Origin of the sequence: Brevibacillus fluminis (genome assembly GCF_052072235.1) — a bacterium.
In the GTDB taxonomy this organism is placed as follows: Bacteria; Bacillota; Bacilli; order Brevibacillales; family Brevibacillaceae; genus Brevibacillus_D; species Brevibacillus_D fluminis_A.
The window spans coordinates 5,692,805-5,709,580 of sequence record NZ_CM125436.1 but is presented as its reverse complement, the minus strand read 5'-3'; the positions used below and the strand labels follow the sequence as shown (position 1 = coordinate 5,709,580).

14 protein-coding genes are annotated in these 16,776 nt (G+C 53.6%); 6 read left to right on the top strand and 8 right to left on the bottom strand.

Features of this window, described 5'->3' with window-relative positions; all coding sequences use genetic code 11:
- Window positions 1–64 precede the first annotated feature (64 nt).
- Complete coding sequence (locus tag ACTID9_RS27805; protein WP_441068750.1) at window positions 65–1,372, bottom strand: MATE family efflux transporter; 1,308 nt, start codon at window positions 1,370–1,372, stop codon at window positions 65–67.
- Between the two features lie 296 nt (window positions 1,373–1,668).
- Between ACTID9_RS27805 and rluF the strand changes: the two genes are divergently transcribed.
- Window positions 1,669–2,367 (top strand): 23S rRNA pseudouridine(2604) synthase RluF, encoded by a 699-nt coding sequence (gene rluF, locus ACTID9_RS27800; RefSeq protein ID WP_441068748.1) that lies wholly within the window; start codon window positions 1,669–1,671, stop codon window positions 2,365–2,367.
- Window positions 2,368–2,438: 71 nt separating this feature from the next.
- On the opposite strand, the gene ACTID9_RS27795 is transcribed toward rluF, so the two are convergent.
- The 4 genes from ACTID9_RS27795 to ACTID9_RS27780 all read right to left on the bottom strand — a co-directional run bounded on the left by ACTID9_RS27795 (window position 2,439) and on the right by ACTID9_RS27780 (window position 6,090).
- Window positions 2,439–3,083 carry a thiamine diphosphokinase gene (locus ACTID9_RS27795; protein WP_441068746.1) on the bottom strand — a complete coding sequence of 215 codons (645 nt, stop codon included), beginning with the start codon at window positions 3,081–3,083 and terminating at the stop codon, window positions 2,439–2,441.
- Between the two features lie 98 nt (window positions 3,084–3,181).
- Window positions 3,182–4,099, bottom strand: a complete 918-nt coding sequence (locus ACTID9_RS27790; RefSeq protein ID WP_441068744.1) for a D-alanyl-D-alanine carboxypeptidase family protein — start codon at window positions 4,097–4,099, stop codon at window positions 3,182–3,184.
- A gap of 130 nt (window positions 4,100–4,229) precedes the next feature.
- Complete coding sequence (locus tag ACTID9_RS27785) at window positions 4,230–5,405, bottom strand: sensor histidine kinase (protein WP_441068742.1); 1,176 nt, start codon at window positions 5,403–5,405, stop codon at window positions 4,230–4,232.
- Window positions 5,395–6,090, bottom strand: coding sequence for a response regulator transcription factor (locus ACTID9_RS27780; protein ID WP_441068740.1), 696 nt, complete (start codon window positions 6,088–6,090; stop codon window positions 5,395–5,397). Before ACTID9_RS27780 ends, ACTID9_RS27785 begins: the two co-directional genes overlap by 11 nt.
- Before the next feature lie 177 nt (window positions 6,091–6,267).
- Here ACTID9_RS27780 and ACTID9_RS27775 point away from each other — a divergent pair, with 177 nt between their 5' ends.
- Complete coding sequence (locus tag ACTID9_RS27775) at window positions 6,268–7,149, top strand: N-acetyltransferase family protein (RefSeq protein ID WP_441068738.1); 882 nt, start codon at window positions 6,268–6,270, stop codon at window positions 7,147–7,149.
- Window positions 7,150–7,205: 56 nt separating this feature from the next.
- Here ACTID9_RS27775 and ACTID9_RS27770 read toward each other — a convergent pair whose 3' ends face one another.
- Together ACTID9_RS27770 and ACTID9_RS27765 are read right to left on the bottom strand one after the other, a co-directional pair.
- The gene (locus ACTID9_RS27770) at window positions 7,206–8,081 is read right to left on the bottom strand and encodes a carbon-nitrogen hydrolase family protein (RefSeq protein WP_441068736.1); all 876 of its coding nucleotides are present in this window, start codon (window positions 8,079–8,081) and stop codon (window positions 7,206–7,208) included.
- A 10-nt stretch (window positions 8,082–8,091) separates the two neighbouring features.
- Window positions 8,092–8,718 carry a GNAT family N-acetyltransferase gene (locus tag ACTID9_RS27765; protein WP_441068734.1) on the bottom strand — a complete coding sequence of 209 codons (627 nt, stop codon included), beginning with the start codon at window positions 8,716–8,718 and terminating at the stop codon, window positions 8,092–8,094.
- A 126-nt stretch (window positions 8,719–8,844) separates the two neighbouring features.
- Here ACTID9_RS27765 and ACTID9_RS27760 point away from each other — a divergent pair, with 126 nt between their 5' ends.
- A complete protein-coding gene (locus ACTID9_RS27760) occupies window positions 8,845–10,011 on the top strand; it encodes a THUMP domain-containing class I SAM-dependent RNA methyltransferase (RefSeq protein ID WP_441068732.1) in 1,167 nt (388 codons plus the stop codon).
- 67 nt (window positions 10,012–10,078) lie between these two features.
- On the top strand, window positions 10,079–12,781 hold the full coding sequence (locus ACTID9_RS27755; protein WP_441068730.1) for a DUF4855 domain-containing protein: 2,703 nt from the start codon (window positions 10,079–10,081) through the stop codon (window positions 12,779–12,781).
- A gap of 68 nt (window positions 12,782–12,849) precedes the next feature.
- Here the strand turns inward: ACTID9_RS27755 and ACTID9_RS27750 are convergent, their stop codons facing one another.
- Window positions 12,850–14,124 (bottom strand): MDR family MFS transporter, encoded by a 1,275-nt coding sequence (locus ACTID9_RS27750; RefSeq protein WP_441072757.1) that lies wholly within the window; start codon window positions 14,122–14,124, stop codon window positions 12,850–12,852.
- Window positions 14,125–14,658: 534 nt separating this feature from the next.
- Between ACTID9_RS27750 and ACTID9_RS27745 the strand changes: the two genes are divergently transcribed.
- Window positions 14,659–15,771, top strand: coding sequence for an aminopeptidase (locus ACTID9_RS27745; protein ID WP_441068728.1), 1,113 nt, complete (start codon window positions 14,659–14,661; stop codon window positions 15,769–15,771).
- 59 nt (window positions 15,772–15,830) lie between these two features.
- A complete protein-coding gene (locus ACTID9_RS27740; RefSeq protein WP_441068726.1) occupies window positions 15,831–16,766 on the top strand; it encodes an RluA family pseudouridine synthase in 936 nt (311 codons plus the stop codon).
- The last annotated feature ends 10 nt before the right edge of the window (window positions 16,767–16,776 follow it).

Here is a 16,776-nt window from a genome sequence, read left to right as displayed (position 1 = left end):
GGTAGTTTCTATGCAGAACGATCATTCACAATTTAACGCAGAAACCCTCGCGTTTTTAATAAAACTATGCGGGGATGCCTTTTCCTTCTGTCATGGCCATTTTACGGAAGCGGCTGTGGAAGCGGAAGAACAGGAAGATGGCCCGGACATATACATCAAGGGTAATGCCCAGCCATACGCCGGTAATGCCCCAGCCCAAGTGGATTCCGAGTAGATAGATGCAGGCCATCCGCACGAGCCACATGCCGATGAAGGTGCTGTACATCGGTGTCTTCGTATCGCCGGACCCTTGGAGCGAGCTGGTGAGTATCAACAGCATCGCCAATCCAGGCTGATAGGCGGCCATAAAGCGCAGGGCGATCACGACCATGTTGGCAATCACCGGGTCAGTGGTGAAAAAGGAAGCGATCAGGGGGGCGAACACAAAGAGCAGGATGCCCACGATCGTCATCAGACAAGTCGCCAAGCCCATGTTGAGAAAGGCATAGGATCGCGATTCAGAGAACCTTTTTGCGCCCACCAGCTGTCCAACCAGGATGGAGGTGGCCACCTCGAAGCCGACACCAGCCAGCACTACCATCATTTCCATGTTAGAAGCGATCATATGGGCGGCATAGGCGTTGGTGCCGATATTGATGATCAGGCTATAGTAGAGAATGACGCCGAACCGCATCAAGAGTCGCTCGATCATGACCGGCGTGGACAGCTTGAGAATCGGCATGGTAAACGGGCTTCTGGTATACGGAGGGTCACTCGGATGCTTGGAAAAAATAGCGAGATCGGATTTTTTCAGCGAGTACAGCAAGGCGACGCTGCCGATCGCGCGGGCGAGGACTGTCGCACACGCTGCACCGGACACGCCCAGACCGGCGAATTGCCCGATTCCGTAAATGAATATATAATCGAACGGAATGTGGATCAAATTGACCCACAGGCTCACTTTCATCGGCGTTTTGGTATTGCCGCTCGCTCGAATGATGCTGCCGGCGATAATCATGATCGACATGAAAATAGTGGGAATTCCGACGATTCGGAAGTAGGCGGCTCCATCCTTGAGCACGGTGGGTTCTGCCCCCATCAGCTGCAGCAGCGGTTCGGCAAACAGAAACGTGATGATCCCGAACAAAACGCCCAACAGAACAGCCAAAAAGATCGATTGCCGGGCAATCCCGCGCGCCCGCTCATAATCTCCGGCACCGATGCTGCGGGTGATCAGGGAAGAGGCCGATACCCCCATCGCCAGGCTGACGGCCATATAAACCGACATGAACGCGTTGGCGACGCCGGCAGCGGCTACCTCGACGCTGCCCAGCCGGGAAACGAACAAAATATCGACGAAGCCGACCAGTGCCTGCAGGATTTGCTCCGTCATGGCAGGCAATGCTAAAGTGAGAATGATAGAAATTTTGGTGCGGAGGGAAGTTTGCCCCTCCTCCCCCAAAGCGGTTGGCACAACGATCACTTCCTCATGTTTGCTCCCTGAAATCATAACAGAGAAACGCCAAAATAGCTTCTATCGATTGTATTTTTTTTATGAAAAACGTCTCGACGTTTTTCATTAGATTGAATGTGACCGCTTGCGGTCAGCACTTTTGTCCCCCGATGAGAGGGGGAAAACGGTTATGACCGTTTTTGCAAGGCTAAGACGAAGAAGGTGAAAAGCTTCCGATGAGGATCAACAAATTCATTAGCGAAACGGGTGTCTGTTCGAGGCGTGAAGCGGACAAGTGGATCGAAAGCAAGCGGGTGACCATCAACGGGGTCATTGCCGACCTGGGCAGCCAGGCAGAGCCGGGCGACGATGTGCGGGTCGACGGCAAACCGATCGGTGCGAAAAAAGCGCCGGTCTACATCGCCGTGCACAAGCCTGTCGGCATCACCTGTACGACAGAGCAGCACGTTCAGGGCAATATCGTCGATTTCGTCAACCACCGCGAGCGCATTTTCCCGATTGGGCGGCTGGATAAGGATTCGGAAGGTCTGATTTTGATGACCAATGACGGGGACATCGTGAACAAAATTTTGCGCGCCGAGAACAATCATGAAAAAGAGTACATCGTCACGGTAGACAAGCGCATCACGCCCGAGTTTTTGCGTGGCATGGCCTCCGGCGTCAAAATTTTGGGGACGGTCACCAAGCGCTGCAAGGTTCAACAGGTGGATGAGTATGTCTTCCAAATCATCTTGACGCAAGGGTTGAACCGGCAAATCCGGCGCATGTGCGAAGCGTTTGGCTACCAGGTAAAGCGGCTGAAGCGCGTGCGGATCATGAACATCCAGCTGGGCAACCTGAAAAAAGGGACATGGCGCAATCTCGAGCCGAAGGAACTGAAAACGTTGTTTGCCCAAATCGGGTATCGGCAGTAAGTCTACACGTAAAAAAGCATCCCTTTCCACATGACAACGGTGGAGCGGAATGCTTTTTTGCGTATAGAGGGTTAATCGCGGCTTTGGATGACAAGCAGATAGCCGCTGTCGATCTCTACCGTCCCCGTATCGGCAACCAGCACATTGCTGATGCCAAGCGACTGTCCGATGGTGAGAGTCGCCTTGTGCAGCGGGTATTGAAAGCCTGTGAGCGTGATTCCCGTCACATCCATGGTGAGCGGCAGGAGTGAGACGTGGGAGAAGCGGCTTTTGCGAAGCTGCACCGTGCGATCGATCAAAAGCAGCTCGTTGGTTTCGTCGACGATGCGGCACGGAATGCCTTGCTCCAGGGCGATGCGCAGCAGATGCACATTCGCCAGGCTATGGTCGAAGCGGGTGCCAAGCACACCTAGCAGAACGATTTCCCGAGGCCGATGCCTAAGGGCCCAGAAAAAGCCCATCTCCGTATCGGTCAGATCCTTCATGATCGGATCGCAGGCGTCCAGCTCCGGGCAGCTGTTTTTGATTTCCTGCAGCTCTTCTGCGGTAACCGAGTCGAAATCGCCCAAGGCAAAATGGGGGGCAAGGCCGCGCCGGACCAAAAAGAGCGCACCGCGGTCGATTCCCACCAGAACATCGTCTGGCTGAATGTCCGTTACGGCCCAGTCGCCCAGATTGCCGCCGCTAAACAGTAAAATGCGTCGATTGGCATACATGTTGTCGTCCCTCTTTGTTTCTAACGTTCGTGTTGATTTGAAATGATCATACCACGATCGGGGAGAGGGAACAAAGCGCGAATGGGCGATGTGACGTTCTATACGCCCACGTGTCGGATGTACGTATTGATGAACTGATGAATGTTGGTCAGAAACGGCGGAATGTACCATTTTTCAAAGCCGTACGCGAGCAGTTTCTTCGTCTCGATAAAGCGTGCCGTCTCGTCGGATGCACCCATGACGACGGAAATCAGCCGTTTGTTTCCGAGTTTGGCCGTTCCTGCAAAGCAATAGCCGGCTTGGTTGGTATAGCCTGTTTTGAGGCCGTCTACTCCTTCGAATTGAATATCGGGATTGTTGGACGTGAGCATCATGTTGGTGCTGGTCACGCGGATGCCATCGTAATCGAGCTGGGTGGAGGACAGCCGCGTCGTCTCCAGCACTTCCGGGTAATCGTTGATCAAGCGGTAGGCGAGCTGGGCGACGTCATGGGCGGTCATCACGGTCGATTGCGTGCCTTCCAATCCGGTTGCATTCACAAAGTGCGCATCGTCGGACAATCCCAGTTCTTTCGCTTTCTGATTCATCAGCTCCGCGAAATTGGCCTCGCTGCCCGCGATTTTTTCCGCCAGCGTCACCGCTGCATTGTTCGCGGACGAGATGACCATCGCCTGATAAAGATCGCGGATGGTTAAGGTGTCTCCATGATGGACGGCGATTTTGGCTGCTTCCTCTTCAAGCCGTGCATGGGTGATCGGGACGCGGTCATCCCATTTGAGCGACCCGTCATGAATTTTTTCCAGGACGATGTATTCCGTCATCATTTTGGACATGCTGGCAGGCGGCAAGGGAGTGTCGCTATTGAGGGAATAGAGCAGCTTGCCGGTGTTGGCGTCCATAAGAACAGCTGCTTTTGCGACGACGGTAGGTGTATTTTCACGCCAATGGCGAACGGTAACAAACAAGATGACGAGGACCAGGATGAAAAGGAATAAGCGCCGGGTAGAAAATTGCATGCTCTTGAACTCCTTCTTGTAAAAAATCGCTTTGCTCCATACTTGGAACAGTATAGAAGGCAAAGTACAAGAAGGCGGAAAGAAAAAGTAAAGAAAAGCTAAAGATTTTCCTAAAAAAATAAGCCCCTTTTTAAGAAGGGGCGGCTCCATTCAGACTCTTCAATTTGACGGTAAAAATCGTTTTTTCCGAGTCGCTGTAGGCGGTGATGCTGCCTTCATGCAGGTCGATGATGCCTTTGGCGATCGCAAGTCCCAGGCCGGTTCCCCCGGTATACGCCGAACGCGATTTTTCAATACGGTAAAAGCGCTCAAAAATGTGCGGCAGATCGATGCTGGGGATCGGTTCGCCATAATTGGTCACATCGATGACGATATGCTCGTCCTCTTCGCGGGCAGAGACGTCGACATAACCGCCGCTTTTTCCGTAGCGGATGGCGTTTTGCAGCAAATTCTCGAATACGCGCGCCAGCTTGTTGCTGTCCCCAAGCACCATCAGCTTGTCCATGGAGATGTCGGAGCGGCATTCCATCTGCGCCTCTTGCAGCTGCAGGCGGAACTGGACGATCAGCTGGCCCAGCATTTCGGCCATGTTGATCGGAATTTTGGTGATGGCGAGACCGGTATTTTGTACACGGGTGTATTCGAACAAGTCGTTGATCAGCGTGTTTAAACGCGTCACTTTTTGATAGGCGATCTGAATGTAATAACGCAGCTCCAGCTCGTCTTTATAACGGTCTTGCTCGATGAGCCCGAGGTAGCCGATGATCGAGGTCAAAGGCGTGCGCAAATCGTGCGACACGTTGGTGATCAGGTCGTTTTTCGCCTGTTCGGAGCGTCGTTCCTCCTCAACAGCGAGCTTCAGCTGGGCGACAAGTCGATTGATGTCTTTCGCCAATTGCTTGGTATGCTCGTTACCGTACGTGGTGATGCAGACCTGGTGATCGAAATGGCCGTCCGCAATGAAACCGATCTCCGTGATCAACTGCTGCAGGCAGCGCTCCTCGTATTTGCGTTTTTCATAACGGTAAAACAGGTAGAGGTAAAATAAAAAAATGCTGAACAGAAACAAATAATACAGCAAGGTGACGCCGAGCGATTCGGTCAGTTGATAAAATTTTCCCGCGCCGACAAGGCTGATGAAAGCATCAAGCAAACCGCTCAGCGTGATGGAACTGTCGATGAAGCTGAGCACGATGCGGTACATCAGGCTGATGGTCAACGCCGTCAGGCCAATGGAAAGGACCAGCATGCGGATGATACGCCATTTGGGCAGGGAGAGCAGGAAGCCGAGCTGGTTATTTTTCAATTTTGTACCCCACGCCCCAAACGGTTTGAATCAGCTTCTCCCCGTTTGTCGCTTCTTCCAGCTTTTCCCGCAGGTTGCTGATATGAACCATGACCGTTTTGCTCAAGCCCGCGCCGTTTTCTTTCCACACCAGTTCAAAAATTTCATCGGAGCTGTACACCCGGCCAGGATGGCTGGCAAGCAGGTACAAAATATCGAATTCGATCGATGTCAGCTTGATGAACTCGTTTTCCACCTTGACCGTATGATTTTTTTTGCTGATTTCCAACGAATGAATCCGAATGCAATCATCGCTGCTTACCTGTGGCGCACTGCTTTGGAAGGAGGCGCGGCGCAGCAAGGCTTTGACGCGCACCACCAGCTCCAACGGATTAAAAGGCTTGATCATGTAATCGTCGGCGCCTGTCATCAAGCCGATGATCTTGTCCATGTCCTCCGCCTTGGCGCTCAGCATGAGAATCGGGATATTGGAGGTTTTGCGCACCTGCTTGCATACCTCCAGCCCGTTAAGCTTGGGCATCATCACATCCAGCACCATGACGTCGATTCGCTCCGCAGCGAGCTTGGCCAACGCTTCTTCACCATCATAAGCCTTATGAATGTCATAGCCTTCATTCCGCAAGTAAACATCCAGAAGATCCACGATCTCTTTGTCATCGTCAATGATCAAGACACTTTTGTTCATAACAACGTGTTCTCCTAACAGCTTGTCATTTGTCTGCTACTATTTTTATACAGATCAGCCGTGATGACAATGCTTATCCCTGTTGTAAAAAAAAGCAAACAGGGGAGTTGTGTTTTTTGATAATTTGGATTAAAGTGAAATCAATTGATAAAAAATATTTTATCGGAGGGCTGCGAAGTGGTTACGATCAAAAAATTGAGCGAATGCACGTTTCTTCAAGCAGTGGAGGCATGGAACAAAGGCTTTGAAGGCTATTTTTTTGATGCGACGACGACGGTTGACCGATTTATTACCCGTTTTGCGTATGAAGGCTTGTCATCGGATTTATCCATTGTGGCTTTCCAAGACGATCAGCCAGTCGGATTGATCCTGAGCGGTGTCCGCACGATTGACGGGAAAAAAGTAGCGTGGAACGGCGGAACCGGTGTCGCATCGGCATACCGAAAACAAGGTGTCGGACGGGAAATGATGAAAGCGCTGATCGGGCTGTATGAGGAAGCGGGCATCGAGGTGGCGATTCTCGAAGCGTTTCGTCAAAACGAGAAAGCGATCGCGCTGTATCAGCAAATGGGCTATGAGATTATCGATCAGTTGCTTTTCCTGCAACATACAGAAGCGTTCGAGACCAATCCGTTTGCCGGGGCAGAGCAGCTGCCTTTTACGGTGAAGCACGGCATTCCGCAGGATGTGCGTCATCTCGGCTTCTCTGACACGATGTATCCTTGGCAGACCCAATGGCAAGGCGTTCGGGACGGGGAATCGCTGATTGTGCTGGATGCGGCCGGACAAGAGGCTGGCTACGCCATTTACAAGCGGAGTTTTGATGAAGCGGGCAAACTGCTGCAGATCAGCTTGCTTCAGTGCGAAGCGCGGCCGGGACATGAGCAGGCGGACGAAATCGTGCGTCTCGCACTGTCGCACGTGTTTGCCCCGTGGGATGCGGCGTGCAAGCGCACGACATTTAACCTGCCGGCATCGAAGGAGCGCGTTGTCCAGGCACTTGGCTCTGCCGGGTTCACTCCCGCGATGGAGCAGGTCTATATGCGAAAAGAGCTTTAAAAAACAAGCGGATGCGCCTCGGAAAAATCGGGGACACATCCGCTTTTCTTTTTTTGTTATGCCTTGGAATTCGTCCGATAGCGGTCGTACAAGGCGGTTTTGCGGTCGAAATAAGGGGAGACACCGCCATTTTTGCGATTCTCCTGAAGCAAATCCAAATCAAGCGTATGGATGATCACGCTGTTTTTATTGGTTTCCCCGACGGCCAGCGTACCGCTTGCCGGGAAGGGGTGGTCGCTTGGCGCAAAAAAGCCTGCCTGGCAGTAGCCGGCGTCGATTTGCGGAACGTGCGGCAGCTCGCCGACGATGCCGCCCAGCACCACGAACAGCTGGTTTTCGATCGCACGGGCTTGGGAGCAATGGCGCACGCGCCAATAGCCCGCTGCGGTATCCGTATAGGATGGGCACAAAATGATTTCGGCGCCCATGTCGGCGACGATGCGCGAACCTTCCGGAAATTCGATGTCATAGCAAATCTGGATGGCCAGCTTGCCGTGCTCGGTATCATACACGTTGTAGCTGTCACCGGCTGTCAGGAACCATGAACGGCGTTCCTCCGGTGTCGGGTGAATCTTGGTCTGGCGCTCGATCCGGCCGTCCGGGAAGAACAGGAACGCCGTGTTCAGATAGCCGTCATTTTCTTTATGGATATGGGTTCCGCCGAGAATCGTCATACCTGTCTGGCGGCTGATCTCGGTAAATGTCGTCATATATTCGTCTGTGTGTCGATCCAGGTATGCACATGCATCCGGCGTGCTCATCTCCGGCTCCAATGCCAGCAGATGGCCGGTCAGGTACTCGGGGAACATCAGCAGGTTGACGCCGTTCTCTTTTGCCGTTCGCACATGCGCGTTTACCTGGTCCCAGAATGCTTCTTTTGCTTGCAGCGGACCGATTTCATATTGTACGGAACCGATTGTCGTCTTTGCCATCGTAAGCGGCTCACTCCTTTATAGCGGGGTTTCTCCATTCCACCAAAACGGCTTTGTTGAGAGATTCCTCGTCTTCTACATAGTTTTCGAGAATCTGAATCGGGGTCAGGCCCTGTTTGAGCATGAAGCTGAGCACTTGATCGTAAAGCTCGCCTCGGACGACCCGCTCCACATACGCTTGACCGCTCATGTGAGCGGCATGTTGATGATAGCCGGGAATGCGGCATCCCGCGAGAAAACGTTTGAGGCCCAATTGTGTGACCAATTGCTTGCGTGCCTCGTATAAAGCTTTGGCTACGCCTAATTTGCGAAACGCCGGCCGCACGCATACATCGATGCCGTACAAGCTGTCTCCATCAGGCTGGTGACTTTTGCGTATATATCCATTGTCCGCGACTTGTGCCCACGTATGTGGCTTTCCGTCATAGTGAATGATCAGCGAAGTGGACGATCCTGCGATGGTTCCGTCCGGGAGTACAGCAATCATCGCGCCTTCCGGAAAGGTTTCGATATGGGCAGCGATTTGCTCGCGGCTCCACCAAAGCTCTTCGGGGAAGGGCGGAGGAAATGCTTCTCGCTGCACATCCAAAAGACCGTCAAAATCGTTCAGCGTATAAGAACGGATCAGGATGCTCACATGGTTCACTCCCTTTCATGAAAGACTATCATGCATAGTATTGTACCACGCACGGTTTCATTCGGGTATGATAGTCATGGTATAGTGAGTAGTGGGATAACACACCCAAGGACAGGAGTATGGAGTATGCAAAAAGTTGAATTGATTGCCACCGCCACCTTTGGTTTGGAGTCGGTTGTTGCGGAAGAAGTGAAACATTTGGGCTATACGGACGTCAAGGTAGAGAACGGTAAAGTCATGTATACCGCTGACCTGTCCGCGATTGCCCGCTCCAATCTGTGGCTGCGCACGGCAGACCGCGTTCGTGTGAAGATCGGGGAATTCCGCGCGACGACCTTTGACGAGCTGTTCGAGCAGACAAAGGCGTTGCCGTGGTCCGACTGGATTCCGGCGAACGCAACGTTTCCTGTGGAGGGAAAATCGGTCAAATCAACGCTCTTCAGCATTTCAGACTGCCAGGCGATCGTAAAAAAAGCAGTGGTGGAAAGCCTGAAGAAAACGTACAAGCAAGACTGGTTCGAAGAGCAGGGGCCGCTCTTCAAGATTGAAGTGGCGCTTCTGAAAGATATTGCAACATTGACGATCGATACCTCCGGAACAGGCTTACATAAACGGGGATACCGCGAACGGATCGGGACTGCGCCATTGAAGGAAACGATGGCGGCTGCGCTGATTCTGTTGTCGCGCTGGAAACCGGACCGCGTGCTGATCGATCCGTTTTGCGGGTCCGGCACGATTCCGATCGAAGCCGCGCTGATCGGGCAAAATATTGCCCCGGGAATGAACCGTGAGTTCGCCTCGGAGAGTTGGCCGATTATTCCCAAGGATGTATGGCGCCAAGCGCGCGCGGAAACGCATGACTTGGCCCAGTATGACCGCAAGCTCGAGATTGTCGGGACCGACATTGACGAGGAAGTGCTCCGCATCGCCCGTGAAAACGCGCTGGAAGCGGGCGTCGAAGATCAAATCCACTTCCAGCGGATGGCGATGAACGAGCTGCGGACGAAGAAAAAATACGGATATATCATCTGTAACCCGCCATACGGCGAACGGCTGAGCGAACGTCGCGAGGTGGAACGCCTTTACCGCGAAATGGGACAAGTATTCGGCAAGCTGGATACATGGTCACATTACGTCATCACCTCCGACGAGCAGTTTGAACAGTTTTTCGGCCGTCAGGCGAGCAAAAAACGGAAGCTGTACAACGGCAACATCAAGGTGGATTTCTATCAGTTTTTCGGCCCTAAGCCGCCGAGAGTCCAACGGCCTGAAACAAATCAGGACGAAGAGTGATGCATGTACAGCAGGCGCCGCTAAATGAGCGGTGCCCTCCAGTTTTTTACAGATAAGAGGAGGAACCATGAAACGAGGAAAGCATCTCGCCGGTAAACTCGCTGCGCTTGGCTTATGCGCGGCGCTCCTGGCCAATTCGGCCTGGGCAGCAGAGGGCACCACTCCGGTGACGATGAACGGAACACCCAATGCAACGTCTGAGTCGAATGTCACCGCACCTGTGCTTTTTACCGATTTGTCTGGCAGCTATGCCCGCAAAGCGGTGGAACAGCTTGCAGCCAATCAGTTTTTGAGTGGAAAAGGGGATGGGAAATTCAGACCGAACGACCCGATTTCCCGACTGGATGCGGCCACATTGCTGGCAAAAATCGTTGGCTTGCAGCCGAATGCGCAGGCTGAGCCGCAATTCGAGGACGTCCCGCATGAGGGGCTGCAGGGAGCCTATGTCGCGACTTTGGCAGAAGCGGGAATCATCAAAGGAAGAAGTGAAGCAACATTCGGCGCCAGAGACAGCATGACACGCCAAGAGCTGGCCGTGGTGCTTCACCGGTTGATGGAGCTGGCCGGGGAAAAAGCTCCGAAAGGCACAGCGACGGTGGCGTACCAGGATGAGCAGGAAATCGCTGATTATGCCCTGGATGCGGTAGCCGCTGTCACATCGATCAAATGGATGCAGGGGAACAATGGCCTGTTTTCGCCGACTCGTGTCGTTTCACGGGGAGAGGCTGCCGTCATTGCCGACCGTATTTTCGCGGCAAGACAGGCAAAGCTCGCCAAGGTCGATTTTGAAGTGGACAAGTCCAAGCTGACGATGGTAGCAGGGACGAGCGAACAGATTCATGTGACGCCGAAAGACGGCGAAAAGCTGTATTTTTCCCCGATCTTTTCTTTTGACCAGGCGGAGGTTGGCCGGATCTTGTCTGACGGAACGTTTATTGCCGGACCGAAAGCGGGGAAAGGGACGATTACGGTTACCGTCGGGCAAAAAAGTGTCACCATCCCCGTGGAGATTACGCCGGACGGCACCCCGAAAGAAGGGGAGGCAGCGGCATCGACCGAACAAAAGAACACGCTGCCGACGGACTGGTTAGCGGAAGAAGGATTTACGAATTACGGACCTGATAGTTTTACTTCCATTCAGACGACAGGACCTGTTGATACGTTTTTGAGCGATATGGAGAAAAAATACCCCGGACCGGTGGGCGGGTTGACCAAGCCATCGGACGCATGGACAGGCTATTTCCGCCAGATTGGTCGGGAAGTGACGGTGGCCTTGCCTGAGGCGAAGCGAATTTCGCACATTCTGCTCACATTCCGCCAAGAGCGCAAGTCAGGTGTCGAGCTGCCGCCCGGCATGGAGGTCGAGCTGTCCCAGGACGGGAAAGTTTGGTGGTATGCGGGGAGTGTGACTAACGATTTTTCTCCGTCTGACATGACCCCGATGAACCATACCATGATGGTCAGTCTGCCGGAGATGGAGGCGAGCTATGTGCGCGTCCGATTCCCCGTCAAGGTGATCGTGTTCGCGCGCAACTTGCAAATTTGGGGTTCGGATGAGCCGCAATCAACCGGCTCTGCTGCTCTTGCCCCTGTCCTGCTTGGCCCCGCCAAAGAGCGCACATCGCTCGAAGACCAAAAAGCGGGCGACCGACTGCAAAACATGCTGCTGGCGTATTCAGGCGGCTATGCCGAACGCGGGGTGTGGACGAAGGATGACTTCCTCCCGTTTGTCGGGTATATCTCACAGGACGGCAAAGTCTTGGACCAAATGTTTGACAGCATCCTCTTTTTGCCGTATCCCAACCTGCAGACGACGCAAAAAGGCTGGAAAGCGTATCTCGACGACCTGTTCCTGGGGGGCAGACAGCTTGACGCGCTGAATGAAGCGATGCGGGAATACAACGAGCGGCGCGGCACGCTGGTCAACAATCCGACGAAGGAAAAAGTCGTGCTGACACTGCCGTATCCGGCGCCGACGCAAAACGACTTCGGGCAAGTTTACAGCGACATGGTCCCGTTTTCCTTTGCAGCCGACAAAGTGGGCGACGAGCGGGCTTACAAGTTCCGCAAAATGGCGTTGGAATGGTATTTCAACGATATGATGAAGCGCTGGAAGAGCGCGGACTTCAAGTATCTGCAGCTGGAGGGAATCTATTGGTTCCATGAGTTTGTGGATGACGGGGCGCCGCATGAGCGCGAATTGATCCGGGACGCTTCCACGATGGTGCACCAAAATTCGCTGCGCTTTTACTGGATTCCGTACTTTGGCGCTGCCGGGCTGACCGAGTGGAAAACGCTTGGCTTTGACTATGCGTTCCTGCAGCCGAATTTCTACAGCGACAAGGAAATCCCGGTTGACCGGGTGGAAGGTACCTTGGCTGTGGCCAATCAGTACGGGATGGGCATCGAGGTGGAAGGCGACGAGCGGATGGTTCGGGACATGCGCTTCTACCGTACGTATTACAACCAGTTGATTGCCGGGCACAAGCTGGGGATCGATAAGGATAAGGTTCACGCCTACTACTACGGTTCCAAAAGCTTGCTGGAGGCGTTCCGCAGCAAATCGCCGCAAGCGCGCGCCGTTTATGACGATACGTACCAGTGGATGCGCGGGCGTTTTCAGCAAACGGATTATTTGATGCCGGAAGTGGCGCCGGTACCGCCTGCGGATGGTTCGGCGACCACGCCGGGTACGACGACCGCACCTGGCACGCCGTCAACACCAGGCACGCCGCCGCCGGTGGCACCAGCTGCACCGCAAAACAAGTAACGAAAAAGGGTTAGAGGCATACCAATGGCCGCTAACCCTTTTTTGTATAAACATCGATCCGACTAAGCCTACATGCTCGCAGTCGTTCCCTTGTCATGCGTCTCTCCTGTTCCAAACGTCGCGGGAAGCTTGCGGAACATGATGACATACAGATACGCGCTGATAAGACCGCAGAGCAGGATGATGCCAAACACCCCAAGCGGCGGCATCCACTGGGACGCGGTGATCAGCAGCGGGGCAAAAAAACGGCCGATCGAAAATTGCAGCGTGGTCGCACCCATGTATTGCCCCCGCTGGTCTTCCGGCGCATATTTGCTGACGAAGCTTTGCGCGACAGGCGTACGGATCAGCTCACCGAGTGTCAATACGGCGATACAGCCGAACAGCAGCCACACATTTGTCGTCAACCCCATCATTGCCATCCCGAGTCCGAAAATAATCGAAGAGATGATGAAGGCGCGGCGATCATTCCATCTGGCTGTCCAGTTGGTCACAACCAACGTAAACAAAACCACCAGCAGCCCGTTCAGGCCGACCATCCAGCCAAACAGCTTGGTTCCGCCAATCATGAAGGAAAAATCACCCCAGCTGAACAAAGGCTGCACCGGCACATATTCCTTGATGTAGACGGCCATGTAAAGGTCGAGCTGCATCATGATGATTGCGACCAAAATTCCGCTGATGATGTAGAGCGCAAACACTTTGTCGCTGAAGATGACGGAATAACTGCGCCATTGCTCCTTCAGGCCAAACGTAGAACGGGCCGCTTGGTTTTTCACCTCGCCCGGCAGCGACTCCTTGATGATGAACAAAATGGCTAGCGTATAAAGCAAGGTGACCGCTGTACAGACGATCAAAAGCGGCGTGCGATAGTAAATGTAAAAGAACGAGCCGAGGACGGGACCGAATACCACCCCAACGTTCATGGCCGTATAAAACGTGGCGAAGACATGGCGACGATCCTCCTCAGGCGTCAAATCCGCAACCATTGCGGAGCTGGCAGGCCAGTAGAGAGACCCGCCGACACCAAGGCCGATAAACGCGATATAGTCGATCCAGGGGGAACTCGATAGCGTAAACAGGCCAAGCATGACCGTTTGCAGTCCTGCTCCAAGCAGCATCGTGGGGCGTCGCCCCAGGCGATCCGCCATTTGCCCCCCGATCAAGCTCGCATACACACCAAGAAGCGGAGGAAGCATGAGCAGAATGCCTGCTGTATCCTTGCCAAACGCTTCGCTAAAATGAAGGGCCATAAAGGGGAAAAACATCCAATAACAGACGTGGAACAGCGTTTCCCCCAGCAGGCGTACTTTCAGATTGACATCCCATGTTAGCCAGCTCATCATGGCCACCTCCATAACTCATTTAGTTTCAAAACAAAACCGCGCACGAAGGAAAAAAGCGGTCATCAGATACTAGACCCATCCCTTGTGCGCGGTTTAGTCGCATTCCCTTGCCAGGTGTGGCGGAAAACACGAAAGGCGAAAGCTCACCCTGCCATCGAACGATAGCAATCGAGCCGTTCGCCCCCATATCGATTCATATGGAAACGTCGGATGGATCAAGCATCCTGTCAATCAGAACGTCTTGACGGATATTCAGGGAGATCGCAGCTCCCCGAACGGGAACCGCCTACAACATTGATTTGACAGGAATGAACATTGATCCAACCTCCATTTCAACAAATAATTGGCAATTTCGCTTAAGGAGTAGCGTACCTCAACTGTCACATGAAAAGCAAGAAAATTTTGTCTGACAGGAAAATTTCTTTTACAATAAAGAAGCTGGGGTGCTTTGCGGTGGCGAGAGAACCCACCCATGGCTTGCCCTGTGATAGACTAGAAGTAGAATCGAAACGATGGAAGGGGTTATGAGGAATGTTGGACCCACGCATTAGCAAGCTGGCGGAAAATTTGGTCGCTTACTCCGTTGAGTTGAAGGAGAAGGAAAGTCTTTTGATTGAGGTGCGCGGAGAAGGGCACGTCTTGGCCCGCGAGCTGGTCAAGCAAGCCTACGCGGTTGGCGGATACCCGTATGTTCGCTACATTGACGAACAGATTCAGCGGGAAATCTTGCTGGGAACATCCGAAGAGCGCACGGCGAATCTGCGGAAATGGGAAGAGCAAATGATGGCTGACATCGATGCCTATATCGTGATCAACGGCTTCACGAACGACAGCGAAATGGCTGACGTTCCTGTGGAGAAGCGCCGCATTCATCAAGTGGGGATGCGTCCGATCATGGACCCGGTCATCAACAACAAGCGGTGGACTCTGCTCAACTTCCCGACAGCTGCGATGGCGCAAAACGCAGGGAAGCCAACCGCTGCATTCGAGGACTTTTATTTCGATGTATGCTCGCTTGACTACGCCAAAATGGGCAAAGCGTTTGAACCGCTGAAAGCGCTGATGGAACGTACGGACAAAGTGCAGATCAAGGGGCCGGGCACAGACCTGACCTTCTCGATCAAAGGCATTCCGGCGGTCATTTGCGCGGGCGAACGAAACATTCCAGACGGGGAAATCTACACGTCTCCTGTGCGCGACTCGGTGAACGGCACGATCTCCTTCAATGCAGCGACGGTCTATATGGGCACCAAGTTCGAAAACATCCGCCTCACGTTTGAAGCGGGAAAAATCGTGGAAGCGGTCGGCAGCGATACCAAGCGTCTGAACGAAATTTTGGACAGCGACGAAGGCTCCCGCTATATCGGGGAATTCGCGATTGCGGTCAACCCGTACATCCTTCATCCGATGGGCGACATCCTGTTTGATGAAAAGATCGACGGCAGCTTCCATTTCACTCCCGGCCAGGCTTACGAGAGCGCAGACAATGGCAATCGCAGCGTCGTTCATTGGGACATGGTCAATATCCAGCGCGCTGATTACGGCGGCGGGGAAATTTGGTTCGATGACGTGCTGATTCGCAAGGACGGCCTGTTCGTTTTGCCGGAGCTGCTCGCGTTGAACCCGGAAAACCTGAAAAACTAGAGTTTTGCCCCTCAATCCGCTACAATGGGAAAAAATGCGCGGATGTGAGGGGTTTTTTTGTGAGTCAGAGCAGATGGCGGGAATATGTGGCGACGGAAGCGGACACCGAGCTGACGGTCGAGCAGGTGATTCGGGAAAAATTGATGGTGTCTGGCAGAATGCTGCAGCGTTTGACCCGCAGCAAAGGTATCCAGTTGAACAGAAAGACCCCGTTTTTGGGACGGAAAGTAAAAGCGGGCGATCGAATCAGCGTGCGGGTAGTAGACAAACCGGACCCGGCAGCAGGTGCAGGAGCACAGAAGCTGCTGGTGAATCCGGATTTGCCGGCTCCCGACGTCTTGTATGAGGATAACGAATACATCATTATCAACAAACCGGCCGGAATGATGGTTCATCCGGTCGGCGAAGGGCAAAATGAGACGCTTGTGCATGTGCTGACCGCATACTGGGCGGCCAAAGGAGCACCGGCTGTTCCTCATCCGGTCCATCGACTGGACAAGGAAACATCGGGCACCGTGTTGATCGCCAAAAGCAGCTACGCCCACCAGTTGGCAGACCGCCTGCTGCGCGACAACAAAATCAGCCGGGAATATGTGGCGGTTTTGAGCGGGGTCGTGGCTTCTGACGACGGGGCGGTCAACGCCCCGATTGCGCGCGATCCTATGCATAAAGTGCGCCGCCGCGTGCATGACAAAGGCGAGAATGCCGTTACCCACTACAAAGTTTTGGCACGGTCGGAGTCGATGACACTGGTGGAAGCGTGGCTGGAGACGGGACGTACCCACCAGATTCGCGTTCATTTTGCCCATCTCGGCCATCCGCTGCTCGGGGACACCCTCTACGGCGGCGAGCGAAGCAAAGCGACGGGACAGGCGCTTCATGCGCACCGGCTATCGTTTGTTCACCCGGTCACAAACGCTCCGATTGCCGTCGAAGCCAAGCTGCCGGCAGGGCTGGCTGCTTTTATCGAACAGGAATTCAAGCAGAACATCTAACAGCAGGCTG

Excerpts from the sequence above, each read along its gene's own strand:
- ACTID9_RS27805 (WP_441068750.1), bottom strand. The coding sequence starts at position 1,372 with ATGACGGAGCAAATCCTGCAGGCACTGGTCGGCTTCGTCGATATTTTG.
- rluF (WP_441068748.1), top strand. The coding sequence starts at position 1,669 with ATGAGGATCAACAAATTCATTAGCGAAACGGGTGTCTGTTCGAGGCGT.
- ACTID9_RS27795 (WP_441068746.1), bottom strand. The coding sequence starts at position 3,083 with ATGTATGCCAATCGACGCATTTTACTGTTTAGCGGCGGCAATCTGGGC.
- ACTID9_RS27790 (WP_441068744.1), bottom strand. The coding sequence starts at position 4,099 with ATGCAATTTTCTACCCGGCGCTTATTCCTTTTCATCCTGGTCCTCGTC.
- ACTID9_RS27780 (WP_441068740.1), bottom strand. The coding sequence starts at position 6,090 with ATGAACAAAAGTGTCTTGATCATTGACGATGACAAAGAGATCGTGGAT.
- ACTID9_RS27770 (WP_441068736.1), bottom strand. The coding sequence starts at position 8,081 with ATGGCAAAGACGACAATCGGTTCCGTACAATATGAAATCGGTCCGCTG.
- ACTID9_RS27760 (WP_441068732.1), top strand. The coding sequence starts at position 8,845 with ATGCAAAAAGTTGAATTGATTGCCACCGCCACCTTTGGTTTGGAGTCG.
- ACTID9_RS27755 (WP_441068730.1), top strand. The coding sequence starts at position 10,079 with ATGAAACGAGGAAAGCATCTCGCCGGTAAACTCGCTGCGCTTGGCTTA.
- ACTID9_RS27750 (WP_441072757.1), bottom strand. The coding sequence starts at position 14,124 with ATGAGCTGGCTAACATGGGATGTCAATCTGAAAGTACGCCTGCTGGGG.
- ACTID9_RS27745 (WP_441068728.1), top strand. The coding sequence starts at position 14,659 with ATGTTGGACCCACGCATTAGCAAGCTGGCGGAAAATTTGGTCGCTTAC.